Here is a 25,484-nt window from a genome sequence, read left to right on the forward strand (position 1 = left end):
AGGCCATCCTCAAGAGGTCGCCACGGCTGTACCCGGTAGGCACAGTGCCGGCGGCACGCGGGCCATGCTAATGGATCGGCGGCAGGCGCGGGATCAACGCCCCGCAGCGCCTGCCTGAAACGACAGACCCCGGCACGGGGCCGGGGTCTGTGGAATGACGCAGGGGACGCGCTGGCTTACGCCGCGACGACCTTGACCATTTCCAGGCACTTGTTGGAGTAGCCCCACTCGTTGTCGTACCAGGACACCAGCTTGACGAAGGTGCCGTCCAGCGCGATACCGGCATCGGCATCGAACACCGAGGTGTGGGTCTCACCGCGGAAGTCGGTCGCCACGACCTTGTCTTCGGTGTAGCCCAGGATGCCCTTCAACGCGCCTTCGCTCTGTGCCTTCACTTCAGCGCAGATCTCGGCGTAGGTGGCTTCCTTCTCCAGCTCGACGGTCAGATCGACCACCGACACGTCCGAGGTCGGCACGCGGAAGCTCATGCCGGTCAGCTTCTTGTTCAATTCCGGGATCACCACGCCGACGGCCTTGGCCGCACCGGTGGAGGACGGAATGATGTTTTCCAGGATGCCACGGCCACCGCGCCAGTCCTTGTTGGACGGGCCATCGACGGTCTTCTGGGTGGCGGTCGCGGCGTGCACGGTGGTCATCAGGCCACGCTTGATGCCCCACTTGTCGTTGATGACCTTGGCCAGCGGGGCCAGGCAGTTGGTGGTGCACGAGGCGTTGGAGACGATCGCCTGGCCGGCGTAGGTCTTGTCGTTCACGCCGAACACGAACATCGGGGTGTCGTCCTTCGACGGTGCCGACAGGATGACCTTCTTGGCACCCGCGTCGATGTGCTTCTGCGCGGTTTCCTTGGTCAGGAACAGGCCGGTGGATTCGATGACGACGTCCACGCCGACCTCGTCCCACTTCAGGTTGGCCGGATCGCGCTCCTGGGTCAGGCGGATCTTCTTGCCGTTGACCAGCAGGTCGTTGCCGGAGACTGCCACGTCAGCCTTGAAGCGGCCATGCACGGAGTCGTACTTCAGCATGTACGCCAGGTAATCCGGCTCCAGCAGATCGTTGATGGCGACGATTTCGATGTCATTGCCGAAGTTCAGCACGGCCGAACGCAGCACGTTGCGCCCGATGCGACCGAAACCGTTGATGCCAACCTTGATTGCCATGTTCACAAGCTCCTGCAGCCGCGACGGTGCGGCGCCGATGGAAAGGGGTGTTCATTCTAGCAGGGCCGGACCCGGGCAGGCCCGCGCAAGCCGAATGGGAACCGGTTACAACGGCAAATACCCGGATTGATCCGGATCAAGGCGCGCAACCGCGCGGGCGGCAAAACTGGCCCCATTCCAACCCGCCACGAGACCGTCTCATGCGCAAGACCTCCCCCCTCCTGCTCACCAGCCTGGCCGCCGCCCTGGCGCTGGCCGCCGCCCCGGCCATGGCCCAGTCCAAGGGCGACTGGACGATCGGTGCCGGCGTGCACCAGGTCGCCCCGAAGTCCAACAACGGTTCGCTGGCCGGCGGCACCCTGAAGGTCGATGTCGACAACGACATCAAGCCGACCATCACCGGTGAGTACTTCATCGCCGACAACCTCGGCATCGAGATCCTGGCCGCGCTGCCGTTCAAGCACGACATCAACATCGCCGGCCTGGGCAACGTGGGCAGCACCAAGCACCTGCCGCCGGTGGTGTCGCTGCAGTATCACTTCAACAGCGCGGGCAAGGTCTCCCCGTTCCTGGGTGCCGGCATCAACTACACGACGTTTTTCAGCGAGAAGACCGGCGGCGCGCTGGCCGGCAGCAAGCTGAAGATGGAGGACTCCTGGGGCCTGGCCGCCCATGCCGGCCTGGATTTCGCGATCAATGACAAGGGCTCGCTGCGCGTCGATGTGCGCTGGATGGACATCGACAGCAAGGTCAAGCTCGATGGCGAAAAGATCGGCACCGTCAACATCGACCCGCTCGCCTACGGCGTGTCGTACGTGTTCAAGTTCTGATCGGCGGATCAGGACACAACCAGGCAACACCCTCGCAGCAAGACAGTTTCCCCGGCTTCGGCCGGGGTTTTTTTTGGACAGGCGCGGCGGTCCGGGGGGCGCTGCGGGGCGTGACGCTCGCGGTTACGCTGCGGAAAGCAGATGCCGCGCCGCGGCCTGCGCATGCAGCGTGGTCGTATCGAACACCGGCACGGTTGCATCCTGCGCGCCGACCAGCAGCATGATCTCCGTGCAGCCCAGGATGATGCCCTGCGCGCCGCGATCCACCAGCCGCTGCATGACCGCGCGATACCTCTCGCGCGATGCCGGCAGCACCTGCCCCTGCACCAGCTCCTCATAGATGATCCGGTGCACCGCCGCGCGGTCCTCGGGCTCCGGGACCAGTACCTCCAGTCCATGCGCGTGCGTGAGCCGACCCTTGTAGAAATCGTGTTCCATCGTGAACGCGGTGCCGAGCAGGCCAATGCGCCGCAACCCGGCGCCCTTGATCGCTTCGGCCGTCGGGTCGGCGATGTGCAGCAGCGGAATCGCGATCGCCGCCTGCACCGCATCCGCCATGCGGTGCATGGTGTTGGTGCAGATCACGATGGCGGTGGCTCCGGCGCCCTGCAGGCGTTGGGCCGCATCGATCATCCGCTGCGTGGCACTGTCCCAGTCGCCGGCATGCTGCAGCGCCTCGATCTCGGCGAAATCGAACGACCACAGCAGGATCCGCCCGGAATGCAGCCCGCCCAGCGTGTCGCGCACCTGCTCGTTGATCAGGCGGTAATAGTGGGCCGAGCTTTCCCAGCTCATGCCGCCGATCAGGCCAACGATGTGGGCCATGGGGTCGCTCCTGCGTCCGCCCGATGCCGGGCACCCGCCGAGCCTAGCCGAACCCGAGCGGCACTGCAGCCGGCCAGATCGCGGCAAGCCCGCGCGCGGCCAGCCCGCTAGAATGCCGCGGATGAAAATGCCTTCCCTGCTCCCGGCCACCGCGCTCGCGCTGGCCCTCACCCTTGTTTCCACCGATGCCCTGGCCTGGGGCGCGCAAGGCCACCGCCTGGTGGCGCGGATCGCCGAGGCCCGGCTGACCCCGCAGGCCCAGGCCGAGGTGGACCGTCTGCTCGCCGCCGAGCCGGATCCGACACTGCATGGCATCGCCCCGTGGGCCGATCAGCTGCGCGCCAAGGACCCCGGCCTGGGCAAGCGCTCGGCCGGCTGGCACTACGTCAACATCGGCGAAGACGATTGCCACTACGAAGTGCAGAAGCACTGCAGGAACGGCAATTGCGTGGTCGAGGCGCTGAAAGCACAGACCGCGATCCTCGGCGACCGCAGCAAGTCCGATGCCGAACGCGCGCAGGCACTGAAGTTCGTGGTGCACTTCGCCGGTGACATCCACCAGCCGATGCATGCCGGCTACGGCCATGACAAGGGCGGCAACGATTTCCAGGTGCAGTTCAACAACCGCGGTACCAACCTGCATTCACTGTGGGACAGCGGCATGCTGAATGAGCAGACGCTGGACGACGACCAGTACCTCAAGCGCCTGCTGGCCCTGCCCAAGCCGGTGTTCGCAACGCGCTCCAACATCGATGCCGATGCCGTGCAGTGGGCCGAGGCCAGTTGCCGGATCGCGATTGCACCTGGCGTTTACCCGGACAAGCGTACGCTGGCCCCGAGCTATGCGGCGACCTATCGCCCGGTCGCCGAGCGCGAGCTGCGCCTGGCCGGTGAACGCCTGGCGGTGCTGCTCAACCACACCTTGGGCAAACGCTGAGGCCATCACCATGTCACTGCACGTCGCCAGTTTCTTCCATCCGGACAGCCACACGTTCAGCTACGTGGTGCATGACCCGGCGACGTTGCAGGCGGCGGTGATCGATCCCGTGCTGGATTACGACCCGGAGACCGATGCATTCGGTGCCGGACCGCTTCAGCCGCTGCTGGCCCACGTAAGCGGGCACCGCCTGCAGGTGCGCTGGCTGCTGGACACCCATGCCCACGCCGACCACGTCAGCGCCGGGCGCTGGCTGAAGCGCCATTGGCCGGACGCGACTCTGGCCATGGGCGCGGGCATCGTGCAGGTGCAGCGCACCTTCGCACCCCGTTACGCGCTGGAGGTACCGACCGACGGCTCGCAGTTCGATCATCTGTTCGCCGATGGCGAACGCTTCACGCTCGGTGATATCGACGCCGAGGTGATCGCGGTGCCCGGCCATACCAGTGACAGCGTGGCGTATCGGATCGGCGATGCGCTGTTCACCGGTGATTCGCTGTTCATGCCTGACGGCGGCACCGCCCGCTGCGACTTTCCGGGCGGTGACGCGGCGCAGCTGTACCGCTCGATCCAGCGGCTGCTGGCCTTGCCGGACGCGACGCGCGTGTTCATCTGCCACGACTACGGCCCCGGTGGCCGCGAGGTCGCCAACGAGACCACCATCGGCGCGCAGCGCGCGCACAACATCCACCTGCATGACGGCATCAGCGAAGCCGAGTTCGTGGCCACCCGCCAGGCCCGGGATGCCACGCTGGCCGAACCGACACTGATGCACCCCTCGGTGAAAGCCAACATCCAGGGCGGCCCGCCGAGGTAGTGCCGGCCGCTGGCCGGCTCCCCTGCAACGGGTGGCCCCCGTTTTCCTCAGCGGCCTTGCCCGCGCACCACGTGCTGCCCTTTCACGATCTCGAACGTGAAGCCGTACAGCAGGCTCACCGGTACCGGTTCGGTGCGCTCGGCGCCCTCGCAGTTGCCTCGATCCGTGGGTACGCGCTGCGGAGGGAAATGACAGACGGCCGCGGGGACAAAGCGCCATATCGCCACCGCTTCCTGGGCAGCCTGCACGAGGGGCGCGTTCTCCGGGGCATTGCCGGCGGCGCAATCGCTGCGATCGATCACGGGCAGACTGCGTTCGACCTTGCCTTCCGCATCGATCACCAGCTGCAGGCACACTGTCGTCGGTGCCAGCGCGCGGCGCGGGTCGCGATCACCGACCGCCGGGTCCGGCCCCGCATTGAGCTGCGGCATCCGGTAGCCCTCGCTCGGCCCCAGCTGATACGTCTCCACCTTCCCGCTCCCCTGAGCGCCGACGTTCGGATCCAGACGCTGGTGAGCCACGTTCTCGGCACGCGTGTCCACCGTGGTCGGCGAGGGGTGACTGGCGCAGCCGGCCACCAGCATCGCCAGGACCACGGCGAGTGACCCCCGCTTCACAGCGTCGGGTCCGACGCATCCAGTTCGAATGTCATCGGAATCTTCAACGCCGAGGCAACGGCGTGTCCATTCTGGCGCGCCGGTTCGAACGTCCATTGCTTGGCCGCAGCGATCGAGGCCTCGTCGAACACGCCGGCCGGGGTCGAACTGAGTACCCTTACATCGCCGGGCTTTCCAGCCGCATCCACCTCCACGCGCAGCACCACCTTGCCGGAAATGCCCTGATCAAACGCGGCTTTGGGATACCTGGGCGGCGTCAGGTCACGGGCCTGCGCGCCCACATCGCTCGTTGCCGCGTTGGCCTTCGCCGGCTCGTCGCCGGCGCCGCTCTGGCTGGCCCAGGCCACCGTGCAGAGCCCGACACACAGCCCGACCACCAGCACCTGCCCGGTCATCCACGGCAATGCCTTCCGCTTGTGTTCCTTCAACATGGCAATACGCTCCTTCAACATCGGTTGGCTGCGCCAGTGGCAGGCCATCGGGGCAACCGGGTGGACCAACTGCGCCTTCAGCAGCGCAGTGGCGTAGAGCCGGCGCAGGGCCGGATGCGGATCGACCGTGCGCGCGTCGCAGGCCAGTTCCTGATCGCGCAGGAAGCGGCGCGCCGCCCACGGCAGCAAGGGGTGGAACCAGAACACACAGCGCAGCACGGCAAGCGCGGCGTTTGCCCAGGGATCGCCATGGCGGCGATGGCTGTGCTCATGGCGCAGGATCAGCTCCTGCTCGGCCGGGCTGAATCGCTGCTCGAAGTCCGGGCTCACCACGATGCGCGGCTGCCACAGGCCGACCAGCGCCGGCAGGCCGGGATCGCCACTGGCCTGCCAGCTGCCATCCATGCGCGGCTGGAGCACGCCCAGTGCGTGCTCGAAGCGGCGCTGCGCGCGCCAGCTGACGCAGGCCACCGCTACCGCGCCCAGCAACCACACCGTCAACAGCAGTAGCGGCCACTGCGAGGCGTCGGTGGGCACGGCCGGCGCGCGCAGGGCCGAAGCCATGACCATGACCGGGTCCGTTTCAGTCATCGGCAGCCGTGGCAGTGGCAGGTAGGGCGCGACCAGCATCAACGGCAGCAACCACCAGCTGCGGTAGGCCAGCGCTGCGCCTCCGAGGCGCAGCAGCAGCGGCCTGGCCGCGGCCAGCACCAGCGTCGCCAGCGACAGCCACACGCTGGCCTGCAGCAGTCCATCAAGCAGCTCAGTCATGGCCCAGCTCCAGGATCAGCTGCTTCAGCTCGGCGATGTCCTGCGCGCTCAGCTCCCCGCGCTGGCTGAAGTGCGCCACCAGCGGCGCGACGCGACCGTCGAAGACCCGGTCCAGGAAGCCCTCGCTCTGCTCGGCCACCCAGGCCTGGCGCTGCAGCACCGGCGAGTACAGATAGCGACGCCCATCGCGGCTGGCGCTGATCGCGCCCTTGGTCAGCAGCCGGTTGAGCAGGGTCTTGATGGTGGGCTCGGCCCAGTCGCGGCTGGCCAGCGCGGTCACCACCTCGTCAGCGCCCAGCGGATGGCTGCGCCACAACACCTCCATCACCACCGCTTCGGCTTCACTGATCTGGCTCATCATTTACACCCGTAATCGACAGATCGATTACGCCCGTAATCAACCTGGGTGTCAACCCTTCGACAGCCGGTTCATGCAGCCGCTGCCAGCATCTGCGCACGCCCCACGGAGCCCTCGATGAGACGCTACCGAAAATTCGACTACCCGGTCGACGATGTGCGCCGCTTCTTGGAGCCGGGCCCGATCGTGCTGATCAGCTCGGCCTGGAAAGGCCAGCGCAACATCATGACCCTGGGCTGGCACATGGTGCTGGAGTTCACGCCCTCACGGCTGGCAACGATGATCTCCAGCGGCAACCACAGCTTCGAGCTGATCCGCCGCAGTGGCGAATGCGTCATCAATGTGCCCACCGCCGAGATGCTCGATACGGTGGTGGGCATCGGCAACAGCAGCGGCGCGGAGATCGACAAGTTCGACCACTTCGGCCTGGAGGCGGTGGCCGCCACGGAGGTCGCCGCCCCCTTGATCGCCCAGTGCCACGCCAGCTTCGAGTGCCGGCTGGCGGACCGCAGCCAGATCAAACGGCATGGCCTGTTCATCTGGGAGGTCGTCAAAGCGCACGTCGCGCGCTCCCCGAAAGTACCGCGCACGGTGCATTACCGCGGCGATGGCCAGTTCATGCTTTCCGGCGATGAAGTCTCGCGTCGCCGTATGTTCAAACCGGAAATGCTGTAATGACCCGCATGATTTCGCAGGATAGCGCCGCATGACCGAACACCTGACCGACCTGGACGCCGCCGTCGAGTGGCTGCTGCAGCGGGTCGATGGCCCCCTGCGCATTGGCGCCCCGCTCGCACTGGGCAAGCCGCACCGGCTGCTCAACGCGCTGTATGCCCGTGTTGAACACGATGCCTCGCGGCCGCTGCAGCTGTATACCGCGCTGTCGCTGAATCCGCCGCGTGGCGGTGCCGGGCTGGAAGCGCGCTTCATGACGCCCTTCGCCGAGCGTCATTTCGGTGCGGAGTTCCCGCGCCTGGCCTACGCCGATGCCATGGTGCGCGACCAGCTGCCGGCGCATGTGCAGGTGGAAGAGTTCTACATGCAGTCCGGGGCGCTGCTCAATTCCTCGCAGGCGCAGCGCAGCTACACCAGCCTCAACTACACCCATGCCGCCGATGCGGTGGCGCAGCGCGCGCCGCATGCGATCGTGCAGAAAGTGGCGATGCGCGCGAACGACCGGCGCCTGTCGCTGTCGTGCAACAACGACATCACCCAGGACACGCTGGATGCGATGGTCGCGCGCGGGCTGCCACGCCCGTTGATGATCGCCGAGATCGATCCGCAGCTGCCCTACCTGGCCGGTTCGGCCACGGTGGATGTGTCGTTCTTCGATCTGGTGATCACGCCACCGGGGCCCTACCCGGACCTGTTCGGCCTGCCGCGCCAACCGGTGAGCGATGCCGACTATGCGATCGGCCTGTACGCCAGCACGCTGGTGCGCGATGGCGGCACGCTGCAGATCGGCATCGGTACGCTGGCCGATGCGCTCAGCCATGCGCTGGTGCTGCGGCATACCGACAACGCCCGCTACCGGCAGATCCTGCAGGCGCTCGATCCCGGCCTGGCCAGCAACCCCACCGTCCTTGAGTGCGGTGGCCTGGAGCCGTTCGAGATCGGCCTGTACGGTTGCAGTGAGATGCTCAACGAGGGCTTCCGCCGGCTGGTCCAGACCGGGGTGATCCGGCGCAAGGTGCATGACGATCTGGCCTTGTTGCAGCGGATCGAGAACGGCACCGCGTGGACCACCGACTACGCCACGCTCGAGGCCGAGGGCGAGTATCTGCACGGCGCGTTCTACCTGGGCTCGCCGGAGTTCTACCAATGGCTGCGCGACCTGCCCGAGGAGGAGCGCAGCGCGATCGGCATGCGCCGCATCAGTGAGATCAACCAGCTCTACGGCGGCGATGAAACGCTGGAGCGGATGCAACGCCGCGATGCGCGCTTCTTCAACTCCTGCATGATGGCCACCGCGCTCGGTGCGGCCGTTTCCGATGCGCTGGAAGACGGCCGTGTGGTCTCCGGCGTCGGCGGCCAGTACAACTTCGTGGCGATGGCGCATGCCCTGCCCGGCGCCCGCAGCGCGCTGATCTTCCGTGCCACCCGCGAGGACAAGGGCACGCTGCAGTCCAACGTGCGCTGGAACTACGGGCACACCACGATTCCGCGGCATCTGCGCGACCTCTACATCAATGAGTACGGCATCGCCGACCTGCGCAACATGACCGACGAAGACTGCGTGATCGCGATGGCCACGATCACCGATGCGCAGTTCCAGGCCGCCTTGCTGGACAAAGCGAAAGCCTCGAAAAAGCTGGCCGCCGGGTTCACTGCGCCCGACGATGGGCGGCGCAACACCGCGGCCGAGGTCAGCGCGGCACTGGCGCCATTCCGCCAGTCCGGCCTGCTGCCGGACTATCCGCTGGGCAGTGATTTCACCGAAGTCGAGCAGCATCTGGTCAAGGCGCTGGGCTGGCTCAAGCAGAACACGCAGACACCGATGGCCAAGCTGCGCACGGTGCTGGCTGCGCTGACGCAACCGGCCGGCGATGGCGACCAGGCCTATCTGCAGCGGATGGGGCTGGAAGCACCGAAGACGTTCGGCGAACGCATCGAGGCGCGGTTGGTGCGCTTGGGATTGGCGCGCACGGCAGCCGGGTGATGTAGATCCACGCCATGCGTGGATGCGTGGGGATCACGCGTCAGCCGTGGTCGAGGGTTGCGCCAACAGCATCCACGCATGGCGGGGATCTACCTTCGATCAAGGATGGCGTGGTGATTGCCCTTCAACAAACGAAAAGGCCGGGGAATCTCCCCGGCCTTTCGCGTTGCAGCTACCGGGCAGCGCCCGGCACCGCCATCAGTTCGCCAGCTGCGCCTTGGCCGCGGCCACGACGTGCTCGGCGGTGATCCCGAAGTGCTTGTACAGCGCTTCGGCCGGGGCCGAGGCACCGAAGGTGTCGATACCCACCACCGCACCGTCCAGGCCCACGTACTGGCGCCAGAAACCGGTGACGCCGGCTTCCACGGCCACGCGGTTGCGCACGGCATTGGGCAGCACGGACTCGCGGTAGGCGGCGTCCTGGCGCTCGAACACGTCGGTGGACGGCATCGACACCACGCGGGTCTTGATGCCGGCGGCATCCAGTTCCGCCTTGGCGGTCACGGCCAGGCCCACTTCCGAACCGGTGCCGATCAGGATCACGTCCGGCACGCCGCCTTCGGCGTCGGCCAGCACGTAGCCACCGCGCGCGATCTGGGCGACCTGTTCGGTGCTGCGCGGCTGGTGCGGCAGATTCTGGCGGCTGAAGACCAGGCAGCTCGGACCATCCTTGCGGGTGATCGCCGACTTCCAGCTGACCGCCGACTCGACCGCATCGCACGGGCGCCACACATCGTTGTTGGGGATGTAGCGCAGCGAGGCCAGGTGCTCCACCGGCTGGTGAGTCGGGCCGTCTTCGCCGAGGCCGATCGAATCGTGCGTGTACACGTGGATCGCGTGGGCCGGGATCAGCGCGCTCATGCGCACGCCGTTGCGGGCGTAATCGCTGAACACCAGGAAGGTGGCGTCGAACGGAATGAACCCGCCATGTAGGGCCAGGCCGTTGGCGATCGCGGTCATGCCGAACTCGCGCACGCCGTAGTAGACGTAGTTGGCGTTCGGGTCATCGGTGGCGACCGACTTGCTCGCCTTCCACAGGGTCAGGTTGGAGTGCGCCAGATCGGCCGAACCGCCCACCAGCTCCGGCAGCAGCGGCGCGAACGCTTCGATCGCCAGCTGCGAGGCCTTGCGCGAGGCGATGGTCTGGCCGTCGGCCTGGACCCGGGCGATGTAGGCATCGGCCTTGGCGATGAAATCGGCCGGCAGCTCGCCGTGCGAACGACGGATCAGCTCATCGGCTTCGGCCGGGTACTGCGCGGCGTACTTGTCGAACTGCTGCTCCCACTCGGCCTGGCGCAGGGTGCCGGTACCGCCGGCACGCCAGCCGGCGTAGATCTCTTCCGGGATCTCGAACGGGCCGTACGGCCAGCCCAGCTGCTTGCGGGTCGCTTCCAGCTCGTCCTTGCCCAGCGGGGCGCCGTGGCTGGATTCCTTGCCGGCCTTGCCCGGCGAACCAAAACCAATCGTGGTGCGGCAGCAGATCAGGGTCGGCTTGTCGAACTGCGACAGCGCGCTGTCGATGGCGGACTTGATGCTCTCCGGGTCGTGGCCATCGACGCCGCGCACCACGTTCCAGCCATAGGCCTCGAAACGCTCGGGGGTGTTGTCGGTGAACCAGCCATCGGTGTTGCCGTCGATGGAGATGTGGTTGTCGTCCCAGAAGCAGAGCAGCTTGGACAGGCCCCAGGTGCCGGCCAGCGAGGCGGCTTCATGCGAGATGCCTTCCATCAGGCAGCCGTCGCCCAGGAACACCCAGGTGCGGTGGTCGACGATCTCGTGTTCCGGGCGGTTGTAGCGCTGAGCCAGCAGCTTCTCGGCCAGGGCGAAGCCCACGGCGTTGGCCAGACCCTGACCCAGCGGACCGGTGGTCGTCTCCACGCCGGGGGTTTCATGGTGCTCGGGGTGGCCGGCGGTCTTGCTGCCCAGCTGGCGGAACTGCTTGAGCTGCTCGATCGGCAGGTCGTAGCCGCTCAGGTGCAGCAGCGCGTACTGCAGCATCGAGCCGTGGCCGTTGGACAGCACGAAGCGGTCGCGGTTGAACCACTTGGGATTCTTCGGGTTGTGACGGAGATAGTCGTTCCAGAGCACTTCGGCGATGTCGGCCATGCCCATCGGCATGCCGGGATGGCCGGACTTGGCGGTTTCGACCGCATCAGCGGCAAGGAAGCGGATGGCGTTGGCCAACTGGCGGCGGGTAGGCTGCGTCATGGTTCTGTCGGAGTCGGGAGGCTCCCGCGGAGCTGCGGGCAGCCCATTGTCCCACAGGTGATCGGCGGGGTCAGGCCGAAGACAGGCCAGGCCCTTAACGACGACGCCCCGCACTGGGCGGGGCGTCAGGGCAGCTCGGGCCTGTGCAGGCTCAGTCGCGCGGGGCCGGCGCGGGGGCCGGGGCCACCGTGGCCACGACCGGGCCATCGTCCACCTCGCCCTTGGCCACCAGGGTGGTCAGGGCCAGATCGCCGGTGACGTTCAGCGCGGTACGGCACATGTCCAGGAAGTGGTTCACGCCCAGGATCAGGCCGATGCCCAGCGGGTTCACGCCGACCATGGCGCAGATCATGGCCACCACCGGCAGCGAGCCGGAGGGCACGCCGGCCGTGCCGATGCCGCCCAGGATGCAGACCGCCATCACCATGAACTGCTGGCCGATGCTCAGGTCCACGCCGAAGAACTGCGCCAGGAAGATCACCGTCACGCCCTCGAACAGCGCGGTGCCGTTCTGGTTGGCGGTGGCGCCCACGGTCAGCACGAAGCGCGAGACCTTCTGCGGCAGGCCCATCTGGTCGGCCACGCGCAGCGCGGTCGGCAGGGTGGCATTGCTGGACGCGGTCGAGAAGGCCATCACGGTGGCCTCCTGGGTGTCGCGGAAGAACGCCAGCGGCGAGCGGCCGGACAGCCATACCGCGACGCCGTAGGTCACCACCATGTGCAGGCCCAGCGCCAGCACCACCACGCCTACGTAGGCGCCCAGGCGGATGATCAGCTCGAAGCCGAACAGCGCGGCCAGGTTGAACATGAAGCAGGCCACCGCGTACGGGGCCAGGCGGATGACCAGGTTGATCAGGGTCATCGAGATTTCGAAGATGCCTTCGATGGCGCGACGCAGCGGGGCGACCTTTGCCTCGTCGGTCAGCACCATGCCGATGCCGAACATCAGCGCGAAGAACATCAGCGAGAGGATGGCGCCATTGCTGGAGGCCGCCTCGACCACGTTGCTCGGCACGATCGACAGCAGCATGTCCATGCCCTTGGGCGTGCCATGGATGCCAGCGACGATTTCCTTGCTGCGCTCGGCATTCTCGGTGAGCATCTGCGCGGCCACGACCGGGTCCACGCCCGCGCCGGGCTTGAGCACGTTGACCAGCACCAGGCCGATGCCCACGGCGATGCCGGAGAGCAGGATGGTGTAGGCCAGCGTCTTCCAGCCGATGCGGCCGAGGGCGCGGATGTCGCCCATCTCCGACACGCCCATGATCAGCGCCGAGAAGATCAGCGGCACGATCAGCATGAAGATCAGATTGAGGAACAGGCCCGAGGCCGGCGTGGTGACGTAGTCCATCACCCATTTGGCTGCGGCCTGCAGGCCGTCGATGCTGCCACCGAGCGCATGGACGGTCAGCCCGAGGACCAGGCCGATGATGAAGCCAATGCCCATTTTCCAGTGCAAAGGCAGTTTCTGCCGGGTCGTTGCGGCCTCAGTCATGGAGCGGCGTTCCTCGAAAAAATGAAATCAGCTTAGCAAAGGCGGCCGCCCTGACCGACACGCCTTTTTATGAATGCGCAGATGGGTACAGCGGTGCCAGGCCATTGTTCTGCGTGGCCGCAGGGGGCCGCCAGTGCGGTCCGTCATGGAAGGCGCGCCGCAGATCCTGTCGGGCCTGGCCGACATCGCCGCCCTGCCCGCCCCAGCGGACCTGCTGCATCTGGACCAGCGCCGCCCGCTGCTGTGCGTCGTCGAGGCGCTCGAGCACCTGCTCGAACGTCTGCACACCGCCCATTCCCGCCAGCACCGCGATGATCTCGTCCCATCCGCCGGCTTCCATCGCCCGGCGCAGGTCGGCGCGGGTGTACGGACTCCCCGACGCGGTGATGGATACGCCCCCCTTGGTGCCCCGCACGACCGCCGGGCGCCGCCGTCGGCGCCAGCCCCAGGCCAGGGTCAACAGCCACAGCACGGCCAGGCCGGCCGACAGGGCGATCCAGCCCCAGGGACGTGGCGCGGCCTGCGCAGGCGCCAACTGCAGATCGGTGGACGCCGTGGCCGGCTCACCCGGCAGGGCCGAGGTGGTGTCCACCGGCAGGGGTGCTGCGGCACTGCCGCCGACGCCGGCGGCGATATCCAGCTGCAGGTCCGGCAGGCTCGCGTTGCGCGGCTGACCGGCCGCCACGTCCCACCACGCCATGCGCAGCCCCGGCACCGTCAGCGCACCGGCCTGGCGCGGCACGATCGCGAAGCGCCGGGTCAGCGTGAGCTGCGGCGTGCTGCCGTTGAAGGTTTCATCGAACTGCGGCGGCTCGGCGAAGACCTGCGCACCTGGCCCGACATCGGGCACCGGCAGCTCCGGGAACTGCGCCTTGGTCGCGCCCTCGGCCACGGCTTCGACCACGATGGTGGCCGCTTCTCCGGCACGGCCGGTGGTGGGCGCGGCGGTGTAGCGCAGGCGCAGCCCATGCAGCGGCAGCCACGGCTGCGGGGCAGACGCGGGCTGCGCCTGGACCTGCAGCGTGCGCTCGGCCGATGCGGCGCGCAGGCGGCCATCGCCACCGAACATGTCGTTGAAAAAGCCGCCCGCGCTGCGCCCGTTGAACTGGGCCGCTGGCAGCACCAGCGCTCCGCTGCGCTCGGGGATCAGCAGGAAACGACGTTCCACCACGTTGTAGCGGCGGCCATTGACCTCGCGCACCAGGGTGCGGTCTTCGCCCACCCGCTGCAGCGATGCACCGGCCGGCGTATCGAGCACCAGTTCACCACTGAGCAGTTGCGCGGCGTAGAACAGGCGCACCACCACGCCGACACTCTGCTGCACGTACGGCGTCGGATCATCGACCTCGGTTTCCAGGAACACGGCGGCGTTGCCCGTGGCCGCGGCGGGGGCTGATGCGCTGCTGGCACCGACCTGCAGCGTCAGCGGCTGCGTACGGCTGCTGCCAACCTGCAGGGCGGGAACCTGCAGCGTGCCGCTCCGCTTCGGGCTGAGCGCCACCGCATACAACGCGCGCGAGGTCATCGCGCCATTGCTCCACTGCACCTGGCGGCTGCTGGTCTGGCTGCTGAGATCGAAGTCGGTCCGCAGCGGTGCATAGTCCGGCGCACCCCCACCAGCATCGGATTCAATGTTGAGCGTGACGGTGTCGCTGTCGGTGATCTGGTCACGATCAAGCCATGCCCGGGTCTGTGCCTGCGCGGCCAGGCTCGCGCACAGCAGCAGGACGAGTCCGGCGCGCAACCAGCGCTGTATCGTGGAGTGTGTCATCGCCCTTCCCGTTTCCTGCGTTCGTTTTCCAGCTGGAACTTGGCCCGCAGCAGGCTGCCCGGATCATCCGGTACGCGCCGCATCCAGGCCTCGACTGCCTGCTGCTGCTCACGCTGCTGCGGGGTGCCGCTGACCTGGCCCTGGGCCTTGTCGTTGCCGTCGTTGTTCCCTTGGCGCTGCATCGCCTGCTGCATGCGCTCGCGCTGGGCGGCGTCGGCCTCGGCCTGCGCCTGGCTGTCGGCGGCCTGCGGTGACTTCTCGCCCTGGGAGCGGCCATCCTTCGGATCACCGGACGAGGTCGGCGGGGACTGCCCCGGCTCGCCCTTGTCCTGCGGCGGCGAACCGTCACCCTCCTTGCCCTGTCCCTGCCCCTGATTCCTGCCGGCGTCGGGCTTTTCGGGCGGGTTCTTTCCGTCCTTCTGATCGTTGTTCTGGTCGTTGTTCTGCGGCGGCTTGCGCTTCCGGGCGGCGTCGACCGCGGCGCGGTTGGCCACCGCATCGGCCATGCCGGGATGCTTTTTCAACGCGCGGTCATAGGCCTCGATCGCCGCGTCGTACTGCCCCTGGCGCGCCAATGCGTTGCCGAGGTTGTACCAGCCGGCGTCGGTGTCGATGCCCTCGAACTGCTGCTGGGCGGCCTTGAAGTCGCCCTTGCGGTACGCATCCACGCCGCTGGACAAGCGTTGCTGATCGACCTGGTCGGCGCGTTGCCACCACGTTCCTTCGGCGGCGTGCGCCGTCGTGGGCAGCGCCATCGGCACTGCCGCCATCATCACCAGCACCGCCAGTGCGCCGCGACGCCGGAACGCAAACAGGGCCAGCACCATCAGCGGCGGCAGCAGCCAGAAACCTTCATCGCGCCAGGTGCGGCCCTGCCCTTCGCGGCTGTCATCGGCACTGACCCGCGGGATCAACACGTCCAGCGCGGCCAGATCCTTGTCGTCGGAGGCGATGCGGGCATAGCGACCGCCGCCGCGGCTGGCGACGCCGCGCAGGGTGCCCTCTTCCAGCCGCGCGGGCACGATCTGGCCTTCGCCATTGCGGTAGGCCGCGCCCTGCGGCGTACCCAGGCCGAGCACGGAGACCACGAAACCCTGCGCGCGTGCCGAGGCCGCCGCCTGTTCTGCATCGGCATCGGCGCGATCGGTCAGCAGCAGAATGTCGCCACCGCGTGCGCCGGATTGCTGCAGCAGCTTCACCGCCGTTTCCAGCGCACGGTCCGCGCGCTGGCCATCGCGTGGCATCACGTCCGGTGCCAAGGCATCCAGGTACAGGGCGACATTGGCCATGTCGTCGGTCAGCGGCGCCACCGTGTAGGCGTCATCGGCGTACACCAGCAGGGCGACTTCACCGCCCTGGCGTTCGCGCAGCAGTGTGGCCAGTTTGGCGCGTGCCTGGAGCAGGCGCGACGGTGGCAGATCGGTCGCGGTCACCCGAGAAGAGAGATCCAGCGCAACCACCAGCGGCGACGGCGTCTGCCACAACGGTTGGGCGACCTGCCGCCACGAGGGACCGGCCAGGGCCACGATCGCGATCACCGTACCGGACAGCAACAGCACCAACCCACCCCAGGCGCGACGGTCGCGGCCGACCAGCAGGTGGCGCAGCAGGTGCGCATCCACGGTCTGCCGCCACACGTTGGCCCGGCGCCGGCGCAACCACCAGATCGCCACCAGCAGCGGCAGCGCGAGCAGCGCCCACAGGGCCTCGGGGCGCATGAAATGCAGGGCGTTCCAGCTCGCGCTCATATCCAGCGCCTCGGCAGCAGCCAGGCCAGGCCGGCCAGCAGCAACGCCAATGCCAGCGGCGGCGCGTAGCGCTCGATCCGCGGCCGCACCGCCGTGCCCGTCGATTTGACCGGTTCCAGCCGCTCCAGCTCGGCATAGATGCCGGCCAGCTCATCGGTATTGCGCGCGCGGAACGAGCGGCCACCGGTGAGCTCGGCAATCCTGTTCAAGGTCGCCTCGTCCACCGGGTCGTCGCCCGGCGCGATCTGCACGCCGAACAGACTGATGCCGCCATCGCCGCCGAAGGCCACGGTGTACACGCGCACGCCTTCGGCCTGGGCGAGTTCGGCCGCGCGCAGCGGTTCGAGGACGCCGGCATTGCTGACGCCGTCGGTGAGCAGGATCAGCACGCGCTGGCCCTGGGGTTGTTCACGCAGGCGTTTGACCGCCAGCGCGATCGCATCGCCGATCGCCGTCTCGCGCCCGGCCAGGCCGACCACGCTGTCGCGCAGCTGGTCACGCACGCTGGTGAGGTCGGCGGTCAACGGCGTGAGCGTGTAGGCGCGCTCGCCGAAGATCAGCAGGCCGACACGATCGCCGACGCGGCGGTCCAGGAAGTCGGCGAGCACCGCCTTGGCCGCGGTCAGCCGCTCGACCACCTGGTTGCCGAGCATCATGTCCGCCTCGCTCATGCTGCCGGACACATCCACTGCCAGCATCATCTGCCGGCCCTGCTGTGGCGGCGTCACTGCATCGCCGAGCTGCTGCGGTCGCGCGGCGGCCACGCACAGGCAGGCCCAGGCCAGCCACAACAATGCACGCCCCAGCCGTGGCCCCGCACCGCCCGGGGCAGCACCGAGCGACTGCAGCTGGTCGGCGGCATAGGGCACCCGCAGCGCGGCGCCCGCGCCGGGGCGCGACGGCCACCAGCGCATGAGGATCGGCAACGGCATCGCCAGCAGCATCCAAGGCCAGGCCAGGCTGTCGACCCAGCTCAACCACGTCGGCAGCGTGATCGCGATCATCGGCGCCGCTCCGTAAGCAGCGACAGATAACGGCGGCGCGCGAGCACGCGCAGCCGCTGCACCGCCTCGGCATCCACGCTTGGCCGATAGCCACCGTCCAGCAGCAGTGCGCCGTCGCCGTCGGAGAAGGCGCGGCTGTTGTTCTCATCCAGGAACGCCAGCCACGCCGGCCCCTGCAGACGCTCCGCGCCTGGCTGGTACCGGCGCGCCGCACGGCGCAGCAGGGAAGCGATCGCAGCAACCTGCAGTACCGGCGAGCCGGCCTGGTCGACCTCGGCATCGAACAGCTCCAGCCACCGCTGGCGCGCGCGCCGCGCACGCCACTGCCAGACCCAGATCGCGGCCACCACCAGCACGAGCGCGGCGAACACCAGCCACCAGCCCGGTGCGGGCGGCCACCATGGCGGTGACGGCGGCAGCTGCACATCGCGCAGCGGCAGCGACGCGGCCGCGCTCATGCCACCACCGCGGTCGGCAGCGGGCTCAACCAGCTGTCGCTGGCGTCATCGGTAGAGACTACGTGCACCTGGATCCGGCGAGCGGACAAGGTGGTCTGCAATGCATCCAGGGGCGCGACGAATCGTTCGCGCCAGTGCTCGCGCACCGCCGCATTGCCCAGATCAAGCAGGACGCGACGTCCTTGGGAGAGGAAGGGCAGCGCATCGGCGGGAGGTGCCCGTTCCAGCGGATCGACCAGCAGCATCACCACCACTTCGTGGTGCATGGCCAGCGCAGCCCAGCGGGCACTGGTGATGGTGGAGGCGCGCGCCGGATCGGCCAGCACGACCACGCGTGCACCCGGACGCAGCAACCGTGCCGCCTGCTCCAGCGCGCGATCCAGCCCGGCATCTTCGGCAGGCGGTTCGGCGTACCAGCGGGTCAAGGCATCCAGCACGCGCAGCACCCCGCGGGTGCCACCGGCCGGTGCGATCGGCGGCTCCTGGGTACTGCCCCGCACGGCGGCGAGGCGATCGCCCTGGCGCTGCGCCAGCCATGCCGCGACCGCGCCGACGCGTGCGGCCTGCACGGATTTGAAGCGGACCCGGGTGCCGAAATACAGCACCGGATCGGTGTCGGCGACCAGCAAAGTCAAACGTTCGCGCTCGGCCTGGAACAGCTTGGTGTGGGCCCGCCCGGTGCGCGCGGTGACCCGCCAGTCGATATGCCGCGCATCGTCCCCCGGCACGTAGTCGCGGGACTCGGCGTACTCCATGCCCCGGCCCCGCGCCGGTGACGGCGCACTGCCGGCATGACCGAGGCGGCCACGGCGTGCCGGCGGTGCGCGATGCGCACTGCGGCGCAGCGCCACCAGCTCGGCCAGGCTCGGCCGCAGGCCATCACCCTCCAGCGGCGTGGCCGTATGCACGGGGGTCTCCATCGCGCTCAGGGCGCCGGCACGCGGGCCAGCAGCTCGGCGACCAGGCGCTCACCATCCCAGCCTTCGGCGGTGGCTTCGTAGCTGGGCAGCACGCGGTGGCGCAGTACGTCCGGCGCCACGTTGCGCACATCTTCCGGGGTGACGAAGTCACGCCCGGCCAGCCAGGCGCGCGCACGCGCACAGCGTTCCAGCGCGATAGAGCCACGCGGGCTGGCGCCCCAGGCGATGCGCCGGGCCAGTGCCGGGTCGTAGCGGGCGGCATCGCGCGAGGCCAGCACGATCTCGATCAGGTAACGCTCCAGCGCCGGTGCCACGTGCAGCGACAGCACCGCCTTGCGCGCGGCGAACACATCGCTCAGCGGCATGCGGGCCGGCGCGGCGGCCGGCGTGGACAGCGCCTCGCGGGCGCGCTCGCGGGCCAGGCGCAGGATTTCGGTCTCCGCATCCGAATCGGGATAGCCGATCCGCACATGCATCAGGAAGCGGTCCAGCTGGGCTTCGGGCAGCGGGAAGGTGCCTTCCTGCTCGATCGGGTTCTGCGTGGCCATCACCAGGAACAGCGAGGGCAGCGGATAGGTATGCCGGCCCACGGTGACCTGGCGCTCGCCCATGGCTTCGAGCAGCGCGGACTGCACCTTGGCCGGGGCGCGGTTGATTTCGTCGGCAAGCAGGATGGGATGGAAGATCGGGCCGGGCACGAACTCGAACCGCCCTTCCTGCGGGCGCCAGATTTCGGTGCCGGTCAGGTCGGCCGGCAGCAGGTCCGGGGTGAACTGCACGCGCGAGAAATCCGCATCCAGCCGGGCGGCCAGGGCACGGATCGCGGTGGTCTTGGCCAGGCCCGGAGCGCCTTCGACCAGCAGGTGGCCATCCGCCAGCAGTGCGGTCAGCAGGCGCTCGACGAGCGCGCTCTGGCCGACGATTTCGGACGACAGACCATCGCGCAGCGCGCGGAAGGCATCGTGCAGGCGGTCGTGCTCCACCGGAGCGGGCGTGGGGGTATCGGGCATGGGGGGCGGCAGATTCATGGCATCCATGTGACCTCCACGGTGGGCAGAGGTTCCATCGCCATGATGGCAGGACAGCGCCGGTTACGACATCAAGATTGGCTGAACGCAGAAAGGGCCGCGCGCGGCGGCCCTTTCCTCACTGCATGAGGGTGCGTATCAATTCACGGCCGGGGTGGTCCGGGACACGCGCAGCACCTTGGGGGTCACGAACACCAGCAGTTCGGCCTTGTCCTTGTTGCGGCTGCGCTTCTTGAACAGATTGCCCAGGAACGGCACGTCACCCAGGAACGGTACCTTGTTGACGCTGTTGCGGTCGGTGAACTCATACACGCCACCGATCACCACGGTCTGGCCATCATCGACCAGCACGGCGGTGTTCACTTCCCGGCGGTTGATGGTCGGCACGGTGCCGTAGCCATCCAGGACGATGTAGCTGTCCACTTCATCCTTCTTGACCGCCATGTTCAGGAACACGCGGTTGTCGTTGGTGATGGTCGGGGTGACCTTCAACTCGAGCACCACTTCCTTGAACTGCACGTTGGCCTGGGCCACACCGCCGGCACCGCCACCGCTGATGGTGACGTAGCCGATTTCCTTACCCTGCTTGATCACCGCTTCGCGCTGGTTGGTGGTCACCACGCGCGGGTTGGAGATCACTTCGCCGCGGGATTCTTCCTGCATGGCCGACAGTTCGACGTCCAGCAGATAACCGGCATTGAGGATCGACAGCGCCAGCGAGCCGGGGCTCTTGAGCGCGTCCACCGGCAGGTTCCAGTTCAACCCGCTGTTGATGGTGGACGGCGCACGGACCGGGATCGCGCCGGTGCGGCCTCCGGCCACCCACTCGTTGATGGCCTTCTGGTATTCGAAGTCCTTGGCCGCACGGTCGTTGATGTTCTTGCCGTTCTGCCCGAGGTCGCCGCTGAAGTACACGTTGTCGCGGCTGCCGCTGATGCCGAACTTCGCGCCGAGCTCGCGTGCGAAGGTGTCGGTGGCGATCACGATCCGGCTTTCGATCAGCACCTGATCGACCGGACGGTCGATCACGTTGATCAGCTCGCGCATCCGCGCGATCTTCTTCGGGATGTCGCTGATCATCAGCGTATTGGTGCGCTCGTCGGCCACGATCCGGCCACGCGAGGACAGGAAGCCACTTTCTTCCTGCGAATTGCTGCCACTGCCACTGCCGCCGCCGCCGCTGTTGCCGCCGCCGATACCCTTGGCCTCGGTCAGCGCTTTGAAGATCACCGCAGCGTTGTGGTAGTTGATCTGGATGTAATCGGTGACCAGGTCCTCGCGATTCTCGATCGCGATGCGCGCGTCTTCCTTGTCCTGCTCGAACTTGGCCAGCTCCGGCTGCGGTGCAACCCAGATCACGCCGCCATCGCGGCGCTTGTCCAGGCCCTTGGCGCGCAGCACGATGTCCAGCGCCTGGTCCCACGGCACGTTGATCAGGCGCAGGGTCACGTTGCCCTGCACGCTGTCGGAGGCGACCACGTTGAGGTTGGATTCCTCGGCCACCAGCTGCAGCACGGTGCGTACCGGCACGTCCTGGAAGTTGAAGGTCACCGGCTTGCCGCTGTAGCCGCGCTGGGCGACGGACGCCGCCGCCTGGCTGACCGTGGCGGCATTGACCGCACCGGTTGCCGGGGCCGCCTGGCGCGGGCTGATCTCCACCACGTACTCGTTGCCGCTCTGGTAGGCCAGCGATTCGAACGCGGTGTTGGTGTTGAGCACCAGCTGGGTGCCGCCGCCATACGGCTTGGCGTCGATGCGCTGCACCGGGGTGGCGAAGTCGGTCACGTTGATCGGCTTCTGCAGGCTTTCAGGCAGGCGCGCATTACCCACGTCGATGACGACGCTGTTGCCCTGGCTGCGCAGATCCGGGCTGGCGCCCTGACCGTCAAACTGCAGGATCAGCCGGCCGGCGCCATCGTCGCCGCGCTTGAAGTCGATCTTGGACACCGACAGCGAGGCCGGCGCAGTCGCCGGCGCGGTGGTGGCCGCCGGTTTGGGCACGGCGCCGCTGGGCGTGGCCGCCATCAGCGTGCCGTTGGCCACCATGAGCGCGACTCCCAGCGCGCACAGGTGGATCAGCTTCTGCCGCCGGACCGGACGCAGCCGCAGGGCGTTGGAAAAGGTCATCGTGCTATCCCCATAATCATTCATTGATCTTCAAGCGCGAGCGTTGCCGGCCGTTCCAGCCAGCCACCCGCGCCATCCGGCACCAGTTCAATCAGCTCAATCCGGTCCTCGAAGACCCCGGTCACCCGCCCGTCGCTCTGCCCCAGATAGACGCCCGGACGCACCCGATAGGTGACCTTGTCCGGTGCCATCACCAGCACGACGAGTCCGCCCCCACGGCCGATCGAACCCACCATGTCCAGGCTGTCCAGCGGGAAATCTTCCAGCGGCTCCTTGCGGCGGTTCGGATCCGGACGCAGCCCCGATCCCCCTTGCGGATTGGTCCAGGCGTCGGTGAACGGGTCGCGCATCCCCTGCGCGGAATACTCAAACGTCTCGAACTGCTGCATCACCGGCAACGGTTCCAGCGGCGGTGCCGGGCGTGCACGCACGTCGGCCACCCACTTTTCCAGGTTCGGTGCATCGCCGGGCGTGCTGGTCACGCCGCGGGCGCAGCCGGCCAGCAGCACCACGCCCAACAGGCCGCATACCCGTGCGGTCGGGTTCAAGCGGCTCATTTCCGGCCTCCCTTGGCGGCCTTTTCCTGCTCGGCAGCGGCTTTCTCCTGGGCTTCCATCTCCACGTCATCCAGGTAACGGTAGGTCTTGACCGTTCCGGACAACTCCAGCGCACCGCTGCGGGCGGTGATGCCGGTCTTGGGATCCTTGGGCTTCAGGTTGATGTCGTGCATGGTCAGGATGACCACGCGCGGCAGCGAGGCCACGCCACTGACGAAGGCACCGAACTGGTGGTAACTGCCCACCATGCGCAGGGCGATCGGCTTTTCTGCGTAGAACTCCTTGGGCTGCTCGGCACCGGGCTGGAACAGCTCGTTGGCCAGCCCGCTGGAGAGCGCCGTCTGCGAGATGTCGATGATCAGATCCGGCATTTCGGTCTTGCTGGGCAACTGGCGCAGCATCTGCTGCAGCACCTGCTCCATCTGGGTCAGCTGCTGCTTGAGCGGCTCCAGATTGACGGCACGGCCCTGCTCTTTCTCGAACTCGGTGCGCAGCTCGGCTTCCTTGTTGACCAGGGCCGAGAGTTCGTCGCGCTTGCCGCTGATCAGCAGGAACCAGCCCATGACCACGATGAACAGGGCGAGGACGAAGCAGAACACAACCTTGGCCTGCTGCGGCCAGTTGCCGATGTTGTTGAAATCCAGCTCTTTGAGGTTGATTTTCTGGCTCATTGCTGGCTCCCCTCCGGCGCATTGGCAGGCGCCGGCGGAGGTGCGGGCGGCGTGGTCGGAACAATGCGGCTACCGGCCGGCTTGGCCGGTGCGGCGGCGTCCGAAGCGGCCGACCCTGCCGGTGCGGCGGCCGGATCCTGCGATGGCGCGGCCGGGGCGGCGGACAGCGGGGCGACCGGGGCAACCGGCGCGGCGGCGGCGGTGGTATCGACCACAGAACCATCCGCGGACAGGGCGGCATCGCTCTGTGCGGGCAGGTTCACCTTGACCACGAACATGTACGGCAGGGACTTGATGTCCAGCAGCTGCCCCGGGGCGGTGGAGGTCTTCTCCTTGTCCGGCGCCTTGGCCTCGATGATCGACAGCTCCGGGTTGGTCATCCAGCCCGAGCTTTCCAGGTTGCGCATGTAGGCACTGACGCGCGCATTGGACTGCGTGCGCCCTTCCAGGGTCAGCACGTCGCCTTCCTGCTTGAGCGTGGTCAGCACCACCCCGTCCGGAATGGTCCGCACCAGCGCATCGAACAGATGCACCATCTGCGAGCGCTTGGCCTGCAGTTCCTCGATCACGCCCTTGCGTGCCAGCAGGCGGTCCTTCTGGCGGTCCAGGCGCTCGATTTCCTTGTTCTGCTCCTTGACCTTGTCGATCTCGGCCTGCAGGAAGGTGTTGCGATCCACCTGCCCGCTGACCTGGCGGTCGTAATAGAACCAGATCAACAGCGACAGCAGCAGACCGCCGATGGCGGCGGCACCGAGCATCGCGTAGAAGTCGCGCTGGCGTTGCTTGCGCCGCTCGGCGCGCCAGGGCAATAAATTGATGCGCGCCATCAGTCAAAGCTCCTCAGGGCCAGACCGGTGGCGATCATCAGCGCCGGGGCGTCCTGGGCCAGGGCGTGTGCCTGCACCTTCGGGCCCAGGGTCATCTGTGCCAGCGGGTTGGCCACCACAGTGGCCACGCCCAGCTGCTCTTCCACCATGTCCGGCAGGCCGGTCAGGGCCGCGCAGCCGCCGGCGAGCACGATGTGGTCGACCCGGTTGAACTCGCTGCCTGCATAGAAGAACTGCAGCAGGCGACTGATCTGCTGGACCGTGGCTTCCTTGAACGGCTCGAGCACTTCCATCTCGTAGCTTTCCGGCAGCCCGCCCTGGCGCTTGGCCAGGCCGGCCTCTTCGTAGGTCAGCCCGTAACGGCGCATCACTTCGTCGGTCAGCTGCTTGCCGCCGAACACCTGTTCGCGGCTGTACAGGCTGCGGCCGCCACGCAGGACATTCAGGGTGGTCATGGTGGCGCCGATGTCCACCAGCGCGACCACGCCATCACTGGCCACCGGCAGCTCGCTGGCGACCAGGGCAAAGGCGTTCTCGACCGCGAAGGCCTCCACGTCCATGACCCGCGCCACCAGCCCGCCCAGCTCCAGTGCCGACTGGCGCAGCTCGACGTTCTCTGAACGCGAGGCGGCCAGCAGCACCTGGACCATTTCCGGGTTATTCGGAATCGCACCCAGCACTTCGAAGTCGAGGTTCACTTCCTCGATCGGGTACGGGATGTAGTTGACCGCCTCGAGCTCGACCTGGGCTTCCATGTCGTTCTCATCCAGGTCGGCGGGCATCGGGATCAGCTTGGTGATCACGGCCGACCCGGCCACGGCTGCCGCCGCATGGCGTGCCTTGGTTCCGGAGCGGTTCACGGCACGTCGAATGGCCTCCCCGACCGCTTCGACCTCCACGATGTTCTTTTCCACGACCGCATTCGGCGGGAGTGGTTCCACGGCGTAATGTTCCACGCGGAAACGATTGCCGCTGCGGGATAACTGCAACAGCTTTACTGCAGTCGAGCTGATATCGACGCCGATAAGAGGCGACTGGCTTTTTGGGATAAGCCCCACGGTTTCTCCCCTGCCGATGGGCACTTGGACGCAGAACCTGCGACCGCGCATTAATAACGTTTTTTTTGCAAATCGCAACCGTCAAGCTGTAAAACGGGCATCACTGCTCGTTTCACGCGTCCCCAGACGGTGATCGACTGCTCTCCCCGGGAACACCCCCAGCCGTTCCCTTGCGTAATCTATACTCTG

The 25,484-nt window shown here is 67.6% G+C and carries 23 protein-coding genes; 5 read left to right on the top strand and 18 right to left on the bottom strand.

The genetic code is table 11. The features are described 5' to 3' along the window. Positions 1-176: 176 nt before the first annotated feature. Positions 177-1,178: a type I glyceraldehyde-3-phosphate dehydrogenase gene (gap, locus tag C0R07_RS03505; protein WP_046273181.1), complete on the bottom strand. Its 1,002-nt coding sequence runs from the start codon at positions 1,176-1,178 to the stop codon at positions 177-179. 200 nt (positions 1,179-1,378) lie between these two features. Here gap and C0R07_RS03510 point away from each other — a divergent pair, with 200 nt between their 5' ends. Beyond that, positions 1,379-2,008: an OmpW/AlkL family protein gene (locus C0R07_RS03510; protein WP_070471189.1), complete on the top strand. Its 630-nt coding sequence runs from the start codon at positions 1,379-1,381 to the stop codon at positions 2,006-2,008. Between the two features lie 123 nt (positions 2,009-2,131). Here C0R07_RS03510 and C0R07_RS03515 read toward each other — a convergent pair whose 3' ends face one another. After that, positions 2,132-2,833 carry an aspartate/glutamate racemase family protein gene (locus C0R07_RS03515; RefSeq protein ID WP_070471187.1) on the bottom strand — a complete coding sequence of 234 codons (702 nt, stop codon included), beginning with the start codon at positions 2,831-2,833 and terminating at the stop codon, positions 2,132-2,134. 121 nt (positions 2,834-2,954) lie between these two features. On the opposite strand from C0R07_RS03515, the gene C0R07_RS03520 reads away from it, so the two are divergent. Together C0R07_RS03520 and C0R07_RS03525 are read left to right on the top strand one after the other, a co-directional pair. Further along, positions 2,955-3,770 (top strand): S1/P1 nuclease, encoded by an 816-nt coding sequence (locus tag C0R07_RS03520; RefSeq protein ID WP_102788183.1) that lies wholly within the window; start codon positions 2,955-2,957, stop codon positions 3,768-3,770. A gap of 10 nt (positions 3,771-3,780) precedes the next feature. Then, positions 3,781-4,587 (top strand): MBL fold metallo-hydrolase, encoded by an 807-nt coding sequence (locus tag C0R07_RS03525; RefSeq protein WP_070471183.1) that lies wholly within the window; start codon positions 3,781-3,783, stop codon positions 4,585-4,587. Positions 4,588-4,634: 47 nt separating this feature from the next. On the opposite strand, the gene C0R07_RS03530 is transcribed toward C0R07_RS03525, so the two are convergent. The 3 genes from C0R07_RS03530 to C0R07_RS03540 are packed head-to-tail and all read right to left on the bottom strand — an operon-like array spanning position 4,635 to position 6,764. Continuing rightward, positions 4,635-5,171 (bottom strand): hypothetical protein, encoded by a 537-nt coding sequence (locus C0R07_RS03530; protein ID WP_390329426.1) that lies wholly within the window; start codon positions 5,169-5,171, stop codon positions 4,635-4,637. Positions 5,172-5,200: 29 nt separating this feature from the next. Beyond that, positions 5,201-6,406: a TonB family protein gene (locus C0R07_RS03535; RefSeq protein WP_070471179.1), complete on the bottom strand. Its 1,206-nt coding sequence runs from the start codon at positions 6,404-6,406 to the stop codon at positions 5,201-5,203. Further along, positions 6,399-6,764, bottom strand: a complete 366-nt coding sequence (locus C0R07_RS03540) for a BlaI/MecI/CopY family transcriptional regulator (protein WP_070471398.1) — start codon at positions 6,762-6,764, stop codon at positions 6,399-6,401. The genes C0R07_RS03535 and C0R07_RS03540 overlap by 8 nt, the downstream gene beginning before the upstream one ends. Before the next feature lie 117 nt (positions 6,765-6,881). Here C0R07_RS03540 and C0R07_RS03545 point away from each other — a divergent pair, with 117 nt between their 5' ends. Beyond that, complete coding sequence (locus tag C0R07_RS03545; protein WP_102788184.1) at positions 6,882-7,439, top strand: flavin reductase family protein; 558 nt, start codon at positions 6,882-6,884, stop codon at positions 7,437-7,439. Between the two features lie 31 nt (positions 7,440-7,470). Continuing rightward, a complete protein-coding gene (locus C0R07_RS03550; protein ID WP_070471177.1) occupies positions 7,471-9,423 on the top strand; it encodes an acetyl-CoA hydrolase/transferase C-terminal domain-containing protein in 1,953 nt (650 codons plus the stop codon). Positions 9,424-9,621: 198 nt separating this feature from the next. Here the strand turns inward: C0R07_RS03550 and tkt are convergent, their stop codons facing one another. The 13 genes from tkt to C0R07_RS03615 all read right to left on the bottom strand — a co-directional run bounded on the left by tkt (position 9,622) and on the right by C0R07_RS03615 (position 25,295). Next, positions 9,622-11,631 (bottom strand): transketolase, encoded by a 2,010-nt coding sequence (gene tkt, locus C0R07_RS03555; protein WP_070471175.1) that lies wholly within the window; start codon positions 11,629-11,631, stop codon positions 9,622-9,624. A gap of 151 nt (positions 11,632-11,782) precedes the next feature. Further along, on the bottom strand, positions 11,783-13,126 hold the full coding sequence (locus C0R07_RS03560) for a dicarboxylate/amino acid:cation symporter (protein ID WP_019183891.1): 1,344 nt from the start codon (positions 13,124-13,126) through the stop codon (positions 11,783-11,785). Between the two features lie 67 nt (positions 13,127-13,193). Then, on the bottom strand, positions 13,194-14,897 hold the full coding sequence (locus C0R07_RS03565) for a BatD family protein (RefSeq protein ID WP_102788185.1): 1,704 nt from the start codon (positions 14,895-14,897) through the stop codon (positions 13,194-13,196). Next, positions 14,894-16,645 carry a tetratricopeptide repeat protein gene (locus C0R07_RS03570; RefSeq protein ID WP_070471169.1) on the bottom strand — a complete coding sequence of 584 codons (1,752 nt, stop codon included), beginning with the start codon at positions 16,643-16,645 and terminating at the stop codon, positions 14,894-14,896. Before C0R07_RS03570 ends, C0R07_RS03565 begins: the two co-directional genes overlap by 4 nt. Further along, positions 16,642-17,649, bottom strand: coding sequence for a vWA domain-containing protein (locus tag C0R07_RS03575; protein ID WP_070471165.1), 1,008 nt, complete (start codon positions 17,647-17,649; stop codon positions 16,642-16,644). The genes C0R07_RS03570 and C0R07_RS03575 overlap by 4 nt, the downstream gene beginning before the upstream one ends. After that, positions 17,646-18,107, bottom strand: a complete 462-nt coding sequence (locus C0R07_RS03580) for a DUF4381 domain-containing protein (protein ID WP_019183887.1) — start codon at positions 18,105-18,107, stop codon at positions 17,646-17,648. Before C0R07_RS03580 ends, C0R07_RS03575 begins: the two co-directional genes overlap by 4 nt. Beyond that, entirely contained in the window at positions 18,104-19,027 is a 924-nt protein-coding gene (locus tag C0R07_RS03585) for a DUF58 domain-containing protein (RefSeq protein WP_070471163.1), read from the bottom strand. The genes C0R07_RS03580 and C0R07_RS03585 overlap by 4 nt, the downstream gene beginning before the upstream one ends. Positions 19,028-19,032: 5 nt before the next feature. Continuing rightward, positions 19,033-20,055, bottom strand: a complete 1,023-nt coding sequence (locus C0R07_RS03590; RefSeq protein WP_070471396.1) for an AAA family ATPase — start codon at positions 20,053-20,055, stop codon at positions 19,033-19,035. A 138-nt stretch (positions 20,056-20,193) separates the two neighbouring features. After that, a complete protein-coding gene (locus tag C0R07_RS03595; RefSeq protein ID WP_102788186.1) occupies positions 20,194-22,182 on the bottom strand; it encodes a type IV pilus secretin PilQ in 1,989 nt (662 codons plus the stop codon). 20 nt (positions 22,183-22,202) lie between these two features. Further along, the gene (locus tag C0R07_RS03600; protein WP_019183883.1) at positions 22,203-22,739 is read right to left on the bottom strand and encodes a pilus assembly protein PilP; all 537 of its coding nucleotides are present in this window, start codon (positions 22,737-22,739) and stop codon (positions 22,203-22,205) included. Further along, positions 22,736-23,410, bottom strand: coding sequence for a type 4a pilus biogenesis protein PilO (locus C0R07_RS03605; RefSeq protein ID WP_102788187.1), 675 nt, complete (start codon positions 23,408-23,410; stop codon positions 22,736-22,738). The genes C0R07_RS03600 and C0R07_RS03605 overlap by 4 nt, the downstream gene beginning before the upstream one ends. Next, positions 23,407-24,237: a PilN domain-containing protein gene (locus C0R07_RS03610; RefSeq protein ID WP_070471158.1), complete on the bottom strand. Its 831-nt coding sequence runs from the start codon at positions 24,235-24,237 to the stop codon at positions 23,407-23,409. The genes C0R07_RS03605 and C0R07_RS03610 overlap by 4 nt, the downstream gene beginning before the upstream one ends. Next, entirely contained in the window at positions 24,237-25,295 is a 1,059-nt protein-coding gene (locus C0R07_RS03615; RefSeq protein ID WP_019183880.1) for a pilus assembly protein PilM, read from the bottom strand. Before C0R07_RS03615 ends, C0R07_RS03610 begins: the two co-directional genes overlap by 1 nt. Between the last annotated feature and the right edge of the window lie 189 nt (positions 25,296-25,484).

This window comes from Stenotrophomonas bentonitica, assembly GCF_002887735.1.
GTDB lineage: Bacteria > Pseudomonadota > Gammaproteobacteria > Xanthomonadales > Xanthomonadaceae > Stenotrophomonas > Stenotrophomonas bentonitica_A.